Source organism: Bradyrhizobium sp., from assembly GCF_030654605.1.
In the GTDB taxonomy this organism is placed as follows: Bacteria; Pseudomonadota; Alphaproteobacteria; order Rhizobiales; family Xanthobacteraceae; genus Bradyrhizobium.
Genome location: NZ_JAURXB010000013.1, coordinates 1 through 15,503, shown reverse-complemented (window position 1 = coordinate 15,503; position 15,503 = coordinate 1). Strand labels below are relative to the sequence as shown.

The following is a 15,503-nucleotide window of genomic DNA, read 5'->3' as shown; positions in this document are numbered from 1 at the left end:
GCAGATCATTGCCGAATGCGCGGCTGTTTGGGAAGCTGTCTCGTTCGCGACGCGACGGTTCGCGCACGTCAGGATCGATGCATGAGTAGGCTCCATCGAGAGAACCACCTCGTCGAGCGCATCGGCTGGCTGCGGGCGGCCGTGCTCGGCGCCAATGACGGGATCATCTCGACCGCGAGCCTGATCCTGGGCGTGGCGTCGGCTTCTGCGTCGCAAAGCGATGTGCTGCTGACCGGCGTGGCCGGCCTGGTCGCCGGCGCGATGTCGATGGCGGCCGGCGAGTATGTGTCGGTCAGTTCGCAGTCCGATACCGAGCATGCGGATCTCGCCCGCGAGAAGCAGGAGTTGGCCGATGACCCCGTATTCGAGCGGGAAGAACTGGCCCAGGTCTATGTCGCGCGAGGTGTCGAGGCCGAACTCGCCCGCGAGGTCGCCAAGCAGTTGATGGCAAAGGACGCGCTCGGCGCCCATGCCCGCGACGAACTCGGCATCTCCGAGATCACGACCGCGCGCCCGGTGCAGGCGGCGCTGGCGTCGGCCGCGACCTTTTCGGTCGGGGCGGCGGCGCCGCTCGTGCTCGTGCTGGTCTCGCCCTCCAGCGCCCTGATCCCGGTGGTGTCGGCCGGATCGTTGCTGTTCCTCGCCTTGCTGGGGGCGATCGGTGCGAAAGCCGGCGGGGCCGGCCTGCTGAAGCCGACCATCCGCGTGACCTTCTGGGGCGCCTTCGCGATGGCGCTGACGGCCGGAATCGGCGCCGTGTTCGGCAAGGTCGTGTGAACACAGGAATTTTGCGGATGGTGGGTTCCCCGGATGCGAATGCCGCAGCCGGGTGGATTTCACGATGCCTGCCGTGAATTTCGTGCGATGGAAAACCCCGCCAAAACAATACCTTGCTTTCTGTGCATGGGGTTGTTTTCGATGTCTTGGTCGGGAGCGGGCACCCGTCGGCCTCAGGCTGGAGGCATCGGCCTGCGGAACCAGGGTTTTGGGAGTTCTCCATGAACGCGACGACGGACGGCGCGCGCGAGGCGCAATGGCTGAAATGGCGCAGCGTCGCCGATCTCTATCATGCGTTTTTCACCGGGCTCATTCTCACCGTGGTGACGCGGCGCGGCACAGCCGATGCCGCCGAATTCGTGTTCCGGGTGTTTCGCCGCCAGCAGCAGGAGCGCTTCCTGCCGGGTCTCGAAAAGCTCGGCCTCAGCCATCTGCCGCCGGCAGTGGCGGCGGCGCAGTATCATTATCTCTCCAACTGGATCGGCGGCGTCCATGTCGAATACATGTACGAGAACGACGCCAAGGCCTGGATCCGCTATCCGCCGCCGCGCTGGATCTGGAAGGGCACCGCGATCTGCGGCGTGCCCGGCGAAGTCTCGCGGGCGATGTTGCGCGGCTGGCACGCCAACAATGGTGCAGCCCTTGGCGATCTCCGGCTCGGCTTCGTCTGCACCAAGCAGAGCGTCGACGGCCAGGACGGGCTGGAAGGCTATTACTGCGAATACGACCATCCGCTCGAGATCGATCAGCGCATGGTATTCGCGCGCCATCTCGAAGCGCCATTGTTCGATCCCGCCACCGCGCCGGCGCTGCCGGTCGCAAGCTGGCCGAAGCAACGACTGGAAAAGGCCTACCGCAACTACGCCATGGAATATGTGCGCACCGCCGCACCCGTCATGGTGCAGGTGTTCGGCCCCGAAGACGCCGGCTACCTCCTGCATCTCACCGGCAGACTGATCGGCATGCAGTATTTCGACGAGATCGCGCGCGCGTTCGGCATGGGGCGTGGCGGCGCGAAGGAGTTCGATGGATTCCTGCGCGCATTGTTTGAAGCGCAGGACGACGTTGCCGACATCAGCGAGTCCGGCGGCGCCTTCGAAATCCGGCAGCAGACCTGGAAGCTGATGGCCGATGTCGGCGACTACCACCCGGCCTGCGCCAAAGTGCTCGAAGGCTTGTTCGAGGGCCTCGCGGCCGGCTGCGGCCGGCATATTCCGGTGCACCTGAAACCGTCGCCGGGCGGCAAGCCGCCGTTCGTCTGGTCGATCGGCTGATTGAGCTGCCGACGCGAGTAGCGGTGTTTCTTTCTTACCCTCCCCTGGAGGGGGAGGGTCGGCTCGCATCGCAAGATGCGAGACGGGGTGGGGTGATCTCTCAACTCGGGCACTGATCGATACGAGAGACCGTCACCCCACCCCGCCGCTCCTTTCAGTCGCGTCGACCCTCCCCCTCCAGGGGAGGGTAAGAAGGCGCAGGCGGCCCATGCGCCCGGCGCGCATGGAATCGCGCCGGATCGGTGCTAGGAGACGGCCAGCACGGCAGGTAGATCGGGCTGCGGCGCCACGCGCGCGGGAGAAGAAATGTCCGATATCGGTGTCGCCGAGATTCCCGTAGACGACGACGAGCGCCCGCTTCCGCCGCCGGAAGCGCCGGTGAAGAATGCGCTGGTCGAGGGGCCTATCCTGCGCACGCTGTTGTGGCTGGCCTGGCCGAATGTGATCGCGCTCACGGCCGGCACCTGCGTGGTGATCGCGGAGACCTCCTATATAGGCCGGCTCGGCGTCGAATCGCTGGCGGCGATGGCGCTGGTGTTTCCGTTCGTGATCCTGACCATGACGATGTCGGGCGGCGCGATGGGCGGTGGCGTGGCCTCCGCAATCGCGCGCGCGATCGGCGCCGGCGATATCGACCGAGCCTCGACGCTGGCGGCGCATGCGATGCTGATCGGCATCAGCCTCGGCCTGGTGTTCATGCTGGGCATGCTGATCTTCGGGCCCACGCTGCTGGAGCTGCTCGGCGGCCGCGGCAACGTGCTGGCCCACGCCATCGGCTATGTACAGATTTTCTTCGGCGGCGCGGTGGTGCCCTGGCTGATGAATACGTTCGCGGGAATCCTGCGCGGCACCGGCAACATGAAGCTGCCGTCGCTCCTGATGCTGTCGTCCGCCACCTGCCAGATCGTTCTCGGCGGCATCCTCGGCCTCGGCCTCGGGCCGATCCCGTCGTTCGGCATGCGCGGCGTCGCCGCCGGCTCGCTGGTCGCCTATGTGATCAGCGTCTCCGTGATGGCCTGGTACATCTTTTCCGGGCGCGCGCGCGTGGTCCCCAAGATCAGGGGCCTGCGGATCCAGTGGGCGATGTTCTTCGACATCCTGAAGGTCGGCGCCATCTCCTGCTTCTCGCCGCTGCAGTCGGTGCTGACCGTCGCCATCTTCACCCACATGCTGGCGCAGTTCGGCACCGAAATCCTGGCCGGCTACGGCGTCGGCGCCCGGCTCGAATTCATGCTGACCTCGATCGCGTTCGCGGTCGGCATCGCCTCGGTGCCGATGGTCGGGATGGCGATCGGCGCGCGGCGGGTGGCGCGGGCGCGGCGGATCGCCTGGATCGCGGGCTGCGTCGCCTTCGTGTCGGTCGGCGCCTTCGCCAGCGTGATCGCGGCATTTCCCGATCTCTGGGTCAACATCTTCACCGACGATCCGGGCGTGCGCGCCGCCAGCCGGCAATATCTGTCGATCGCGGCGCCGATGTACGCCTTCATCGGGCTGTCGATCTCGATGTATTTCTCCTCGCAGGGGGCGGCGAAGGTGCTGGGACCGGTGCTGTCGCAAACCGCGCGGCTGGTATTCGTCGCCGCCGGCGGCTGGTGGCTGGCGACGTTCGATGCCACCCCGGCGAATTATTTCGCGCTGGCAGCGGCCTCCATGGTCGTGCTCGGCGTGCTGTCCGCCGCCAGCGTCATCTTCACGCGTTGGGGACCGAAGGGCGGCCCGGCGCCGGACATCCGCGAGGCTCTGTCGTAATCGCCGCGGTGAAAGAACCCGCCGCGGTCATGCCGCGTCGCGCCTGAAGGTTTTCTGCAATGCCAGTGCGCCGAGATCCATCTGTCCGTCGACATAGGGCGCGATCTCGTTGGGCAGGACATCCACGATCCAGACCAGCCGGCTGCGCGCGTCGCCGTCGGAAAACACCTGCACCGACGCGCTGTAATGGCTGATCCGCTCATTCGCGATGGCATAGACCAGCCGCCGCCGCGCCTCGTCGCAATCGACCAGCTGCTCGCGCGCGACGCTGCCATTGGCAAACGTCACGATCCGCGCATCGCCGTCGAGCCGCGTGTCGGTGACAAAGCCCGGCACGAGGCGCGTGTGCAAGGCGCCGAAATCGCTCACTGCGGACCAGACCTCGTCGGGAGGGGCGTCGAGCGGCATGTCTTTGTGGATGGAAGCCATGGGAGTGATCCTTCTATCAAGGAGTGAGATCCTCATCCTGAGGAGCCGCGCGCGCTTCGCGCGGCGTCTCGAAGGATGGCAGCAGGTCATGTGCCAGATGGTTCGAGACGCGCGCCGGGCAGCGCAAGGGCGCTGCCCGGCGCACTCCTCACCATGAGGAAGCGGGGGTGGTTCGAGGAGTAACAACTCCTGAGGATGAGGTTGGTGAGTGCTTTGACGCCTACGTGCAAACCGCCTCGACATTGTTGCCGTCGGGATCGATCAGGAACGCCGCATAGTAGGTCGGGCTGTAGTCGGCGCGCGGGCCGGCGCCGCCGTTGTCGCTGCCGCCGGCTTTCAGTCCCTCGCTGTGAAATTTCTTGATGGCGGCGTGATCGGGCGCGCGGAAAGCGACATGGGCGCCGCCATTGGCCGGGCCCTTGTGCAGATGCAGCCAGAGCGCCGGTTCGCCCTTGGGGCCGAAGCCGGCGCCGCTGTCGTCGCGCGAGCACAGCACGAATCCGAGCGGCGCCAGTGCCGCGGAATAGAAGCGCACGCTGGCGTCGAGACTTTTAACCTTCAATCCGATGTGGTCGTACATGATGATCTCCGATGCATGGCGCGCGGACAGGCGCGCGGTTCGGAGACGACCCTAGTCAGTGCAAAGCGAGGCGTTCTTGGAAAATCTTGCGGTTCCCCCGCGAGGCCTCACGGAACCGGCGCGGCGAAACCCCGGCGGCGCGGTGGAAGGTGCGGACGAAATTGGAGAGATCGGCGAAACCGACGTCATAGGCGACATCCGTCACGGAGATTTCGTCGTCGGCCAATAGCCGCGCGGCATGGCGCAGCCGCGAGCGCACCAGATACTGATGCGGGGTAACCCCGAGCACGCTGGAAAACAGCCGCAGGAAGTGGAACGGGCTGATCCCCGCCTGCGCGGCGGCGTGTTCGAGATTGATCGGCCGGTGCGAGTTGGCATCGATCCACAGTGCGGTTTCGACCGCACGGCGCCGATCCCTTGATGTCGCCGGCGTGGGCTTTTGCGTGCGCCCCGACACCACCTCGACAAATCGGCTCGCCAACAGCTGTCCGATCTCGTCGAGGCCGACATCGTTGCGCCCCTCGGCGGTGGCTTGAGCGAGTTCGCCCAGCACCATCAATTCCGGCAGCGGAGGTGCGGCGCCGACCCGCCAGACCTCGGTGCGGTCGCCGATCGCCGCCACCAGTTCCGGCGTCAGGAAGAACGACAGGCATTCATCGCCGTGGCAATGCTCATGGCTGCAAAGGTATTCGTCGCCGGGATGGCCGACCAGGATCGATCCCGCCACCAGTTCGAACGAACGGCCTCGAGTCCGGCAGCCAAAACTGCCCTTGCGCACATAGGAGATCGAATGGCGGTCGAACTGCTCGACAAACGGCCTGTCGTCGGGACCGGCCGTGCACCGGAACTCGGACACGGTAATCAGCCCGCGCTGCAGCAGAGGCGTCCTCATCATGCCGCGATGCTAGCCCTGCAGGCGCGGCGGGGCAACGGGAAGCAGCACGTCGAACAGGGTCTTGCTGCTGACGGCGCTGCGGGCGCCTTCGATCGAAAGCAGCCTGCGCTTGGAAATACTGCCGCCGTGCGGCGACATCCTGTCGGCATAGCTGCCGGCCTCGAGCACGCGATGGCAGGGCACGATGATCACGAAGGGGTTCCTGGCCAGCGCCTGCTCCACCGAGTGCACGGCGCCGGGGGCGCCGAGCCGTGCGGCGATTTCGCCATAGGTGCGGGTTTCGCCGCGCGGGATCGCCTGCGTCAGCTGGTAGACCCGCAGATTGAAGGCGTGAATGCCCAGGGTGTCGAGGGTGACGTCGGAAAGGTCGCCGGGCTGGCCGCGCAGCAGCGCCACGATGCCCTCGATCGCGACTTCGACGTTCGGCGGCGGACGCTGTTCGCGGGAATCGGGATAGAGCTGATACAGTCGGCGCCTGGTTTCGATCTCGCGCGCCTCGGGCAGCTGCACACCGACGATGCCGCCATGGCCCCATGCGATACCGCACCGGCCGATCATCGTGTCGAAAATGGTGTACCCACGCCCCGACATTACGCTACCCACCCCGAGGAGATCATAACACCGTCACAAACGGCTGCACCTGGAATCTTCGCGGTAAGTTAAGGGTGGCGAGGGCAGGGGCGCCAAGGCGCTTGGCGGACCGCCCGGTCTCGGCTAATTAGGGGGCTCGCGGGCGTAGCTCAATGGTAGAGCAGGAGCTTCCCAAGCTCACGACGAGGGTTCGATTCCCTTCGCCCGCTCCAGTCGCCTTCTGAATCGATGCGTGTCTCCAGCGCTCGTTAATTTGACCGGCGCAATTGATTTGATACGATAAATGGCGTTGTTTCCGTTCAATTTCCATGGGCGACAGGAGCCACATGATGGCGGCAAGCTACAGCTATTCCGTCATTCTTGAGCCACAGGAAGGCGGCGGTTTTACCGTGCTTGTCCCGGCTTTACCCGAGGTCGTGACCGAGGGCGATACCGAACAGGAAGCGCTCGCCAATGCCGAGGAGGCCATCCGTGCAATCCTCGAATATCGACGGGAGCAAGGAATGGCGCCGCCGTCCGATGCTCCTCCCGAAATCCGCCACGTAACGGTGGCCGCCTGATATGGCCGGTGGACGGCTGCCTGCCGTCAACGGCAAGCGTGTTGTCCAGGCACTCACGAGAGCGGGTTTTGTCGTCGATCGGACTGTCGGGAGTCATCACGTTACGTTCTTGTTTATCCCGGAGACCCGACACGAACGGTGACTGTTCCGGTTCATGCCGGGCGAGACCTGAAACCCGGCACTCTGCGCTCGATCATTCGGCAGACCGGCCTGACCGTGGAGGAGTTCACAGAACTTCTGTAGAATCGTGGTGCAGTTCGCCGAAGGCGTAACCCGGCGATCAATGAGATGACGGCGGATTACGCCTTCGGCTGCAAAGAGCTTCCCAAGCTAACGACGAGGGTTCGATTCCCTTCGCCCGCTCCAGCCCGAAGATGCGAAAGATCGTCATCGCCGATCTCGACAAGGCATATGCCGGCTGGTGCCGGGGGGCGGCCGGTTCCCTTTGCCCGGGGCCTTGGCCGGCAGCCTAGTATTTCCACCCGATCGCGCCTATATTCGGGGGGTCGCAAGACGATGGCGCTGAACCTCAGAGCGGACTGCAGGCAGACCCGGGGGCAGTACCCGGCGCCTCCACCCTAGCAGCTTGGTTTTGCCGGAAGGCAGGCTGCTACGGCGGGGGCGAAACAGGATCGATGGCTGCGAAGAAGCTCTGAATTGTGCTCGGCATGATACCGCCGTTATCGGGTCAAAAACCTAAATGCAAACGATAACGTTGCATTGAACGAAGTGCGCCTCGCGGCGTAACCGTTCGGGGTTGGTCCACCTAGCAACAGAACGGCCATCGCCGCGTCAGCCCTCGGGCTGGCGCGGCTTTAATTTGTGGGAGCCGCTGAGGCGCGTGGCGCGTCGACTTCATGTGCCGCCGTCGCCGTGCTAGAGCATGGGGCGCTGCAACAGGGAGGTGAACGTTGGCCGACGCGATCGCTGCCTCCGACACATCCCGCCACGACCTCCTCAAGGTCGCTGCCGCCGGCATTGCGACCGGCCTCCTGACGCCGCTGCTGCCGCCCTTGATCGACAAGCTCGGCGGCTCGCCCGGCGATATCAGGATTGCGCTGGTGGCGGTTCCGTTCGCCGCGCTGGTGTTGGTTCTGGTACGGCGCGGCTCCGCCAATCCGGGGTGGGCGGCGCTGGCCGCCGCCATCGTCACCATGATTGCCTTTGTCTGCGCGGTGCACGCCGCGATCCTCGTCGACGCGCAAGCCGATGGCCTGGCCAAGATCCCGAGAAATATCCTCGCCGGCTTGACCGGTGGCTTGGTCGGCGCCGGGATCATGGCGCTCGGGCTGGCCTTGCTGCCGGCCGGTCCGCGCCGCTTCGCGGCGTGGCTGCCAATGCTGATATCGGGCACCGTTACCGGCGTCTTGCTGGCGCTCGACAGCGCGCTCGATCTCGATCTGACCTCGGTGCTCTATCCGGTCTGGCAGGCCTGCGTCGCGGTCGGGCTGGCGCAGGCGCTGCGGGCACGATTGCCCCGGCCGGCCGGGGCCACCGCGCCGGCCTAAGGCGCGACCGTCAGCGTCGCCTTCATGTTGGGATGGAAGCGGCAGTAATATTCAATGGTGCCTGCTTTCTTCAGAACCGACGTGACGGTCTTCTTTGCGGGCATGTTGATGTCGAAGTCGCCGTTTCGCGCGGTGGCGGTATGGACGAAGACATCCTTATTGATCCATTCGATGGTGTCGCCGACCTCGGCCGAGGCTTCGGACGGCGAGATCACCAGATTATCCATGGTGATCTGAAGCGTCGCGGCCGTTGCCGGGACGGATATTGCCGTCATCAGAGAGGCAGCGAAAAGCAAAATCCATCCCGGCTTCATGGGCGGCTCCCTACTTCAGCGCCGCGGCGACATGCTCGGCATGCTGCTGGTGGCCCTGGAAGATCTTGAGACCGGTCTGCAGCAGGCTCTTCAGTTCGGCATTGCCGGCGTTGGGGATCAGCAGCGTCTCCAGCGCGCCGTTGACCGCCTTGTGATAAGCGACTTCATTGGCAGCATAGGCCTTGTCGAATTCCGCGCCCTTCAGCTTTTCCAGTTCGGCGTGCTTGTCGGCGGCCTGTTTTGTCAGCGCCTTGCTGGTGTCGTTGTCCTCGGGCGTGACCTTGAGCTTTTTCACCAGGTCCAGCGCCTGCTTGTTGACCGCCTCATGGTCGCGCAGCATGTCGGCGGCAAAGGCCTTGACGTCCTTGTGGCTGGCCTTGGTCATCGCCTGCTTGGCCGCCGCGATATCGATCACGCCCGCGGTGTAGGCGATATGGGCGATCTGCGGATCGGTCGGCTTGGCCGCACCTTGCCCAAGGGCCGGACTGCCGAGCAGGCACACCGCGGCGATTGCCGCGCTCAATCGAACGAACATGGTCTTACTCTCCTGTGGCGCCGGGCGTTGCGCCCAGGCGCGTGGTTGATCACAGGGGTTGGATGGCGCGGCAGGAAAAACGTTCCCGAAAAATTCAGGCGGGCAGGTCGAGCCGCTTCAGCACGGCATCGGTCAGGCGTTCGCAGCGTTTGCCGGCGAACGGAAACGCCTCCATCACCACGGGGCCGATTTTCTTCTCGACATTGTCGCGCAGCATGGTGCGGGCGCGGTGCAGCCTCGTCTTCACGGTCTCCGGCTTCAATCCGAGAATTTCCGCGGTCTCCTCGACATTCATGCCCTCGATCACGCGGGTGATGAAGACGATGCGGAAGGCTTCGGGCAGTTCGTCGATGGCGTGCTCGACCACCGCCTGGATTTCACGTTGGGCCATGGATTTTTCCGGATCCTCTGACGGCGCCGACAGCGGGAACTGAATGATCTGCGCCTCCAGCACGCCGGGCGCCAGGGCGTCGAGATCGACGCTGGCGCGCTGGCGGCGCAGCCGACCCAGCGCCTCATTCATGGCGATGCGCGCGAGCCAGGTAGAGAGTGCGGAGTCGCCGCGAAAACCATCAAGATGGGTGAAGGCCCGGACGTAGGTCTCCTGCACCACATCCTCGGCCTCGGCGTCGTTGCGCAGGATGCCGCGGGCGAGCCGGTAGAGCCTGCGATTGTTCGCCTGCATGATGCTGCGAATGGCGGCTTCGTCGCGCGCGAGCGCGCGGGCGACCAGTGCGGCGTCGGCCGTCCCGGTCGCTTCGATCTGCGGAATGCGTGCGTGGCGCATGGTGACTCCATCCGTCGACAGGTTAGGGCTGACGGTTGGATGCGGTAAAGCCGAATAGGTTCCCGGAAAATCGATCGGGTCTTCTCCCCTCTCTCCACGCGCCCTTGCGCGTGGCGGGGAGGGGTCGGGGGTGGGGGGCGCTTCCGCAAACTCGCTGGCAGAATAATAGGCCGATATACCCCCCACCCCCGACCCCTCCCCACCACTCGCTTCGCTCGCGGGGGGAGGGGAGAAGAAATCTGCCCGCGTTACTTCGCCGCGATCACCATGATCTCGACGTTATACTGCGGCGACGCCAGCTTGGCCTCGACGGTGGCGCGCGCCGGGGTATTGCCTGCCGACACCCAGCCGTCCCACACCGCGTTCATCTCGGGAAAGGTCTTCATGTCGGTGATATAGATCGTCGCCGACAGCAGCTTCGACTTGTCGCTTCCGGCCTTCTTGAGATGGCTGTCGATGGTCGCGAGGACGTCCTGGGTCTGCCTGGTGACGCTTTCGCCGGCCGCATTGCTGGCGACGACGCCGGCGAGATAGACGGTGTCGCCGTGGACGACGACCTGGCTCATTCGCGGGCCGGTATCGAAACGCTGGATGGTCATATGCTTCTCCTGAAGATGGGGCCGACTACTTAGCGCGCGGGGGCGTGCTTGGCAAAGCCCGGCCATGACGAGTTAGAGACTGAAAATGCTGAACGTCTTCTTGTCCGAGTATTACCCCGCCGCCTTCGCCGCCGCTCTTCCGGCATTTCTTCCTGAAAACAAACAGCCGCCCAGAAACGTCCCCTCCAGCGAGCGATAGCCGTGCATGCCGCCGCCGCCAAAACCGGCGGCTTCGCCGGCGGCGTAAAGCCCCGGCATGATCGCGCCCTCGCTGCCGAACACGCGCGAGTCCAGATCGGTTTCAAAACCGCCCAGCGTCTTGCGGGTCAGGATGTTGAGTTTTACAGCGATCAGCGGGCCCTGCGCGGGATCGAGAATGCGGTGCGGCCTGGCGGTGCGGATCAGCCGGTCGCCGACATACTTCCGCGCGTTGTGGATGTTCATCACCTGCGCGTCCTTGACGTAGGGATTTGCGATCTCGCGGTCGCGCGCCTCGATCTGGGCTTTCAGGTATTCCGGTTTCAGCAAATCGTCGCCGCTGAGTTTGTTCATCGCGCCGACGAGGTCCTCAAAATTGTCGCGCACGATGAAGTCGACGCCGTGGGACTTGAAGGCTTCGACCGGCGCCGGCGCGCCCTTGTTGGTGGCGCGCCTGGCGGTCGCCAGCCAGCTCCTGCCGGTGAGATCGGGGTTTTGTTCGGAGCCGGAGAGCGCGAACTCCTTCTTGATGATGCTCTGCGTCAGCACGAACCAGGAATAGTCGTAGCCGGTGCCCATGATGTAGTGCAGCTGGCCCAGCGTGTCGGAGCCGGGAAACAGCGGCGCCGGCAGGCGTTTGCCTGTCGCGTCGAACCACATCGACGACGGACCGGGCAGGATGCGGATGCCGTGGCGCGGCCAGATCGGCGCCCAGTTCTGGATGCCCTCGACATAGTGCCACATGCGGTCGCGGTTGATCAGCCGCGCGCCGGCCTTCTCGGTGATCCCGATCATCCGGCCGTCGACATGTTCGGGCACGCCGGAGATCATGAATTTCGGCGGCTCGCCGAGGCGCTTCGGCCAGTTCTGCCGCACCAGATCGTGATTGCCGCCGATGCCGCCGGAGGCGACGATCACGGCCTGCGCCCGCAGGTTGAAGTCGCCGACCGCTTGTCGCGAACTGCTCTTGCCGCGCTCGACATTGTCGGGCGCGAGGATGGTGCCGCTGACGCCATCGACGGTGCCGTTGGTGATCGAGAGCGCGTCGACGCGATAGCGGAACTTGAAGGTCAGGTAGCCGCCGGCCTGCGCCAGTTGCGCGCGCCGCTCGAACGGCTCGACGATGCCGGGGCCGGTGCCCCAGGTGACATGGAACCGGGGCACCGAATTGCCGTGGCTCATCGCGTCGTAGCCGCCGCGTTCGGCCCAGCCGACCACGGGGAAGATCCGGTGGCCCATGGCCCGCAGCCATTCGCGCTTTTCGCCCGCGGCGAATGCCACATAGGCTTCGGCCCAGCGCCGCGGCCAGTGGTCGTCGTCGCGGTCGAATCCCGCCGATCCCATCCAGTCCTGCAGCGCGAGGTCGAAACTGTCCTTGATGCCGAGTCGGCGCTGTTCCGGGCTGTCGACCAGGAACAATCCGCCGAACGACCAGAAGGCCTGGCCGCCGAGGCTCTGTTCGCCCTCCTGGTCGACCACGATGACGCGCTTGCCGGCGTCGGCGATTTCGGTTGCCGCGACGAGACCCGCAAGGCCCGCGCCGACCACGATTACATCCGCATCCTGTGCCAATGCGTCATTCCCCCCGTCTTGCCCGCCGACTTGCGCGATTGAAGCCCGCACCCTTTACCGCGGTCAACGGCAAACGGACGCCTGCCGCGGCCAGGGTGTGCCCGGGAAAGCGCTCAAGCCGCGTCAGGGAGTAGCAAGGATTTGTTAACTTGTTCCAGTTTGGGACCTTTTCACGCCGCCGGGTGCAGCGTGCCTGCAACACTTGATTTGAATTTGATGGGAGTGGTCTCCGCCATCTGGACAAAATCGCGATCCGGCAACACGCTGGCGAAACGCCTTGCATCGCACAAGGCAAACAGATTCGGGTTCGACAGGTCTGGACTGGGGCTGGGACATGAAGCTCGTGACGGGGTTGCTCGCGGCGGTTCTCCTGATGGCGGGGATGGGGGCGAGCCATGCCGTGGTCCGCATTGCCGATGACCGCGGCGGCCGGATCGGGACTTACGTCGACAAGTATCAGGGCCTGCGCACCTCGGGCGAGCAGGTGATCATCGACGGTCTGTGCGCCTCGGCCTGCACCATCGTGCTCGGCGCGGTTCCCCACGACAGGATCTGCGTGACCTCCGCCGCCAATCTGGGCTTCCACGCCGCCTGGGATTTTGGCGCCAATGGCCGCGCCATCACCAATCCCGAAGCCACGCAGATGCTGTATTCGATGTATCCGACGCAGATCCGGCGGTGGATCGCCCAGCGCGGCGGGCTGAAATCGCAGATGATTTTCCTGCGCGGCAAGCAATTGCAGGCGATGTACAAGCCCTGCTACCTCGATGCCCAGGCCGCACCCCGGCCGTCGTCGCGCCGGGATCGCGCCGTCGGTCAGCGTGAAGTGATCGCGCCCGATCCCGCGGCGCTTGCCCGGCAGCCCGACTAGCCCTATCTGAACGGAACAGGCAGGCGAACCGGCGGCAACGCCGGTCAGACGCCAGCGCTTTCAGATGGTTGTCCATGGCTCAGCCGATTTCCACGCAGCCCGAAATTCCCGCGATCCTGCCGGGCCGCAAACTCGCGTCGGCGATCGCTTTGGGTGCTGTTGCGTTCGGCGCTCTGGTGGTGGCCGGCGCGCTGGCGCTCTGGTTCCATTACGGCACCGCGGTGTTTTTCGAGATGATCGCCTCCGGCATCTCCGCCTGCTTCTGATCCCGGACAGTCAGGAATTATCATGAAGGATCAGCCCACCCGCGCGCAGGCCGTTCGCCCGCTGATCATCCTCGCCGCCTTCGGCGCCAGCCTCGTGGTCGGCCTCGTGCTGATGCTGTGGGCGACGGGCGGATTGCGCAATGTGGCGGCGCCTGCTGCCATTGGCGGGCCGTTCCAATTGACCGACCAGACCGGCCAGACCGTGACCGAGGCCAACCTCAAGGGCCGTCCGACGGTGATCTTCTTCGGCTTCACCCATTGCCCCGACATCTGCCCGACGGCGCTGTTCGAGATGTCCGAGGTGCTGCGGGCGATGGGCAAGGATGCCGATCGCATCAACGTCTGGTTCGTTTCGGTCGATCCGGAGCGCGACACCGTTGCTGCGATGAAGGATTATCTGTCCAGCTTCGATCCGCACCTGAAAGGGCTGACCGGCAGCCCCGAGGCGGTGGCGAAGGTGATTTCGGGCTACCGGGTCTATGCCAAGAAGGTGCCGCTGAAAGACGGCGACTACACCATGGATCACACCGCGCTGATCTATTTGATGGACCGCGACGGCAAGTTCGTGGCCCCGTTCAATCTGAAACGGACGCCCGAGGAGGCCGCGGCCGACCTCAAGCGGTATCTCTAGCCCCGGGGCACCCCGATATCTGCCGATAAACGGCGTTCGCGTCGCGAGCCCGATGGTCTATAAGGCCGTCGAAATCCGGAAAAACCGCCGTCAATGCAGCCGCAGATCCTCCCGTTATCAGCCGGAAGACCGCTCCGAAGCGTCCGCGCCGGCCTGGCTGTGGCGGCTCTGCTGCTGGCCGTGGCGCCGTCCGGTGGCCCGGCACGGGCCCAAACCGTCGCAAAGCCCGCCGTGGAGGCCGCCCCGCAGGCGGTGCCCGGGTTCTGGGACCCGCGGCGGCGTCCGGACCGGCCCGATTTGTCCCGTCTCACGGTGATCCGGTTTCTGACCGAGACCGACTATCCGCCGTTCAATTTCACCGGCCCCGACGGCAATCCGGCCGGCTTCAACGTCGATCTCGCCAGATTGCTGTGTGAAGAGATCAAGGTGACCTGCACGGTCCAGATGCGGCGGTTCGAGACGCTGCTGGATGCGATCGCCAGCAACCGCGGCGATGCCATCATCGCCTCGCTGGCGGTGACGCCGCAATTGCGCGCCCGGATCGATTTCACCGATCCCTATTACCGCGCGCCGGCGCGCTTCGTGTCGCGGCGCGACGCCGTGATGGCGGAAGTCCGCCCGGAATATCTCGAGGGCAAGAAGATCGGCGCCATCGCCGGCTCCTCGCACGAGGCCTACCTGAAGGCGATGTTCACCGACGCCGAATTGCATCCTTATCCCAGCGACGACGCGCTGCGGCTGGCCCTGCGGCGCGGCGACGTCGATTTCATTTTCGGCGACGCGATCTCGCTGGCGTTCTGGATCAACGGCACCGATTCCGCCGAATGCTGCGCGTTCTCGGGCGGGCCGTTCGTCGAGAGCCGCTATTTCGGCGAGGGCATCGGCATCGGCGTGCGAAAGGGTAACGACCTGTTGCGGCAATCGCTGAACTGGGCGCTGTTCCGGCTCTGGGAAAAAGGCCGCTACACGGATTTGTGGCTGCGTTATTTTTCGGTGAGCCCGTTCTAGTTCGTCATTGCGAGCGAAGCGAAGCAATCCACACTTGCTTTGTTGCGCCCATGGATTGCTTCGCTTCGCTCGCAATGACGGTTATAAATCCGAACAAGCCGGTTTCCCGGTTACTGAGAAAGCGTTTCTGATGTCCACAAGCCCCAGCGACCTGCGCGCGCTCGCCGAACAATCCAACGCCTGGCCGTTCGAGCAGGCCAAGGCGATCGTCGCGCGGCTGAAGAAGAAGCCAAAGGACGAGGTGCTGTTCTCGACCGGCTACGGGCCATCGGGCCTGCCGCATATCGGCACCTTCGGCGAAGTGGCGCGCACCACCATGGTGCGCCACGCCTTTCGCGTGCTGACCGAGGACAGGATCA

General features: G+C 65.0%; 19 protein-coding genes, 1 tRNA gene, 1 other RNA gene and 1 pseudogene. 13 read left to right on the top strand and 9 right to left on the bottom strand.

What is annotated here, in order from left to right; all coding sequences use genetic code 11:
* Positions 1–81: 81 nt before the first annotated feature.
* The 3 genes from Q7U29_RS01035 (at position 82) to Q7U29_RS01025 (ending at position 3,800) form a co-directional block, all read left to right on the top strand.
* Positions 82–777, top strand: a complete 696-nt coding sequence (locus Q7U29_RS01035; protein ID WP_304737465.1) for a VIT family protein — start codon at positions 82–84, stop codon at positions 775–777.
* Between the two features lie 221 nt (positions 778–998).
* The gene (locus tag Q7U29_RS01030; protein WP_304737464.1) at positions 999–2,051 is read left to right on the top strand and encodes a hypothetical protein; all 1,053 of its coding nucleotides are present in this window, start codon (positions 999–1,001) and stop codon (positions 2,049–2,051) included.
* A 306-nt stretch (positions 2,052–2,357) separates the two neighbouring features.
* Positions 2,358–3,800 (top strand): MATE family efflux transporter, encoded by a 1,443-nt coding sequence (locus tag Q7U29_RS01025; RefSeq protein ID WP_304737462.1) that lies wholly within the window; start codon positions 2,358–2,360, stop codon positions 3,798–3,800.
* A 27-nt stretch (positions 3,801–3,827) separates the two neighbouring features.
* Here Q7U29_RS01025 and Q7U29_RS01020 read toward each other — a convergent pair whose 3' ends face one another.
* From Q7U29_RS01020 to Q7U29_RS01005, 4 genes are all read right to left on the bottom strand, one after another.
* On the bottom strand, positions 3,828–4,229 hold the full coding sequence (locus Q7U29_RS01020; RefSeq protein WP_304737460.1) for an SRPBCC family protein: 402 nt from the start codon (positions 4,227–4,229) through the stop codon (positions 3,828–3,830).
* A 220-nt stretch (positions 4,230–4,449) separates the two neighbouring features.
* Complete coding sequence (locus Q7U29_RS01015; RefSeq protein WP_304737459.1) at positions 4,450–4,809, bottom strand: VOC family protein; 360 nt, start codon at positions 4,807–4,809, stop codon at positions 4,450–4,452.
* 55 nt (positions 4,810–4,864) lie between these two features.
* Positions 4,865–5,704 (bottom strand): AraC family transcriptional regulator, encoded by an 840-nt coding sequence (locus Q7U29_RS01010; RefSeq protein ID WP_304737457.1) that lies wholly within the window; start codon positions 5,702–5,704, stop codon positions 4,865–4,867.
* 9 nt (positions 5,705–5,713) lie between these two features.
* Positions 5,714–6,295, bottom strand: a complete 582-nt coding sequence (locus Q7U29_RS01005) for a methylated-DNA--[protein]-cysteine S-methyltransferase (RefSeq protein WP_304737455.1) — start codon at positions 6,293–6,295, stop codon at positions 5,714–5,716.
* Positions 6,296–6,433: 138 nt separating this feature from the next.
* Between Q7U29_RS01005 and Q7U29_RS01000 the strand changes: the two genes are divergently transcribed.
* From Q7U29_RS01000 to Q7U29_RS00980, 5 genes are all read left to right on the top strand, one after another.
* Positions 6,434–6,507: transfer RNA gene (locus Q7U29_RS01000), tRNA-Gly, on the top strand.
* 117 nt (positions 6,508–6,624) lie between these two features.
* On the top strand, positions 6,625–6,855 hold the full coding sequence (locus Q7U29_RS00995; protein WP_304737453.1) for a type II toxin-antitoxin system HicB family antitoxin: 231 nt from the start codon (positions 6,625–6,627) through the stop codon (positions 6,853–6,855).
* 138 nt (positions 6,856–6,993) lie between these two features.
* On the top strand, positions 6,994–7,098 hold the full coding sequence (locus Q7U29_RS00990) for a type II toxin-antitoxin system HicA family toxin (RefSeq protein WP_257178554.1): 105 nt from the start codon (positions 6,994–6,996) through the stop codon (positions 7,096–7,098).
* 223 nt (positions 7,099–7,321) lie between these two features.
* Positions 7,322–7,644, top strand: a transfer-messenger RNA (tmRNA) gene (ssrA, locus tag Q7U29_RS00985).
* A gap of 122 nt (positions 7,645–7,766) precedes the next feature.
* Positions 7,767–8,363 (top strand): hypothetical protein, encoded by a 597-nt coding sequence (locus tag Q7U29_RS00980; protein WP_304737452.1) that lies wholly within the window; start codon positions 7,767–7,769, stop codon positions 8,361–8,363.
* Here the strand turns inward: Q7U29_RS00980 and Q7U29_RS00975 are convergent.
* The 5 genes from Q7U29_RS00975 to Q7U29_RS00955 all read right to left on the bottom strand — a co-directional run bounded on the left by Q7U29_RS00975 (position 8,360) and on the right by Q7U29_RS00955 (position 12,368).
* Positions 8,360–8,677 (bottom strand): cupredoxin domain-containing protein, encoded by a 318-nt coding sequence (locus tag Q7U29_RS00975; protein ID WP_304737450.1) that lies wholly within the window; start codon positions 8,675–8,677, stop codon positions 8,360–8,362. The genes Q7U29_RS00980 and Q7U29_RS00975 overlap by 4 nt on opposite strands.
* A 10-nt stretch (positions 8,678–8,687) precedes the next feature.
* Positions 8,688–9,212 (bottom strand): DUF4142 domain-containing protein, encoded by a 525-nt coding sequence (locus tag Q7U29_RS00970; protein WP_304737448.1) that lies wholly within the window; start codon positions 9,210–9,212, stop codon positions 8,688–8,690.
* Positions 9,213–9,306: 94 nt separating this feature from the next.
* Positions 9,307–9,999: an RNA polymerase sigma factor gene (locus tag Q7U29_RS00965; RefSeq protein WP_304737446.1), complete on the bottom strand. Its 693-nt coding sequence runs from the start codon at positions 9,997–9,999 to the stop codon at positions 9,307–9,309.
* 248 nt (positions 10,000–10,247) lie between these two features.
* Positions 10,248–10,598, bottom strand: a complete 351-nt coding sequence (locus Q7U29_RS00960; RefSeq protein WP_304737445.1) for a RidA family protein — start codon at positions 10,596–10,598, stop codon at positions 10,248–10,250.
* Between the two features lie 111 nt (positions 10,599–10,709).
* Positions 10,710–12,368 (bottom strand): FAD-binding dehydrogenase, encoded by a 1,659-nt coding sequence (locus Q7U29_RS00955; RefSeq protein WP_304737444.1) that lies wholly within the window; start codon positions 12,366–12,368, stop codon positions 10,710–10,712.
* A 334-nt stretch (positions 12,369–12,702) separates the two neighbouring features.
* On the opposite strand from Q7U29_RS00955, the gene Q7U29_RS00950 reads away from it, so the two are divergent.
* From Q7U29_RS00950 to lysK, 5 genes and pseudogenes are all read left to right on the top strand, one after another.
* Positions 12,703–13,239 carry a hypothetical protein gene (locus Q7U29_RS00950; protein ID WP_304737442.1) on the top strand — a complete coding sequence of 179 codons (537 nt, stop codon included), beginning with the start codon at positions 12,703–12,705 and terminating at the stop codon, positions 13,237–13,239.
* Between the two features lie 74 nt (positions 13,240–13,313).
* Positions 13,314–13,505, top strand: coding sequence for a hypothetical protein (locus Q7U29_RS00945; RefSeq protein WP_304737441.1), 192 nt, complete (start codon positions 13,314–13,316; stop codon positions 13,503–13,505).
* A 22-nt stretch (positions 13,506–13,527) separates the two neighbouring features.
* Positions 13,528–14,136 carry an SCO family protein gene (locus tag Q7U29_RS00940; protein WP_304737440.1) on the top strand — a complete coding sequence of 203 codons (609 nt, stop codon included), beginning with the start codon at positions 13,528–13,530 and terminating at the stop codon, positions 14,134–14,136.
* 93 nt (positions 14,137–14,229) lie between these two features.
* Entirely contained in the window at positions 14,230–15,144 is a 915-nt protein-coding gene (locus tag Q7U29_RS00935; protein ID WP_304737438.1) for a transporter substrate-binding domain-containing protein, read from the top strand.
* Positions 15,145–15,274: 130 nt separating this feature from the next.
* A pseudogene (lysK, locus tag Q7U29_RS00930) lies at positions 15,275–15,503 on the top strand (lysine--tRNA ligase); the annotation flags it as partial.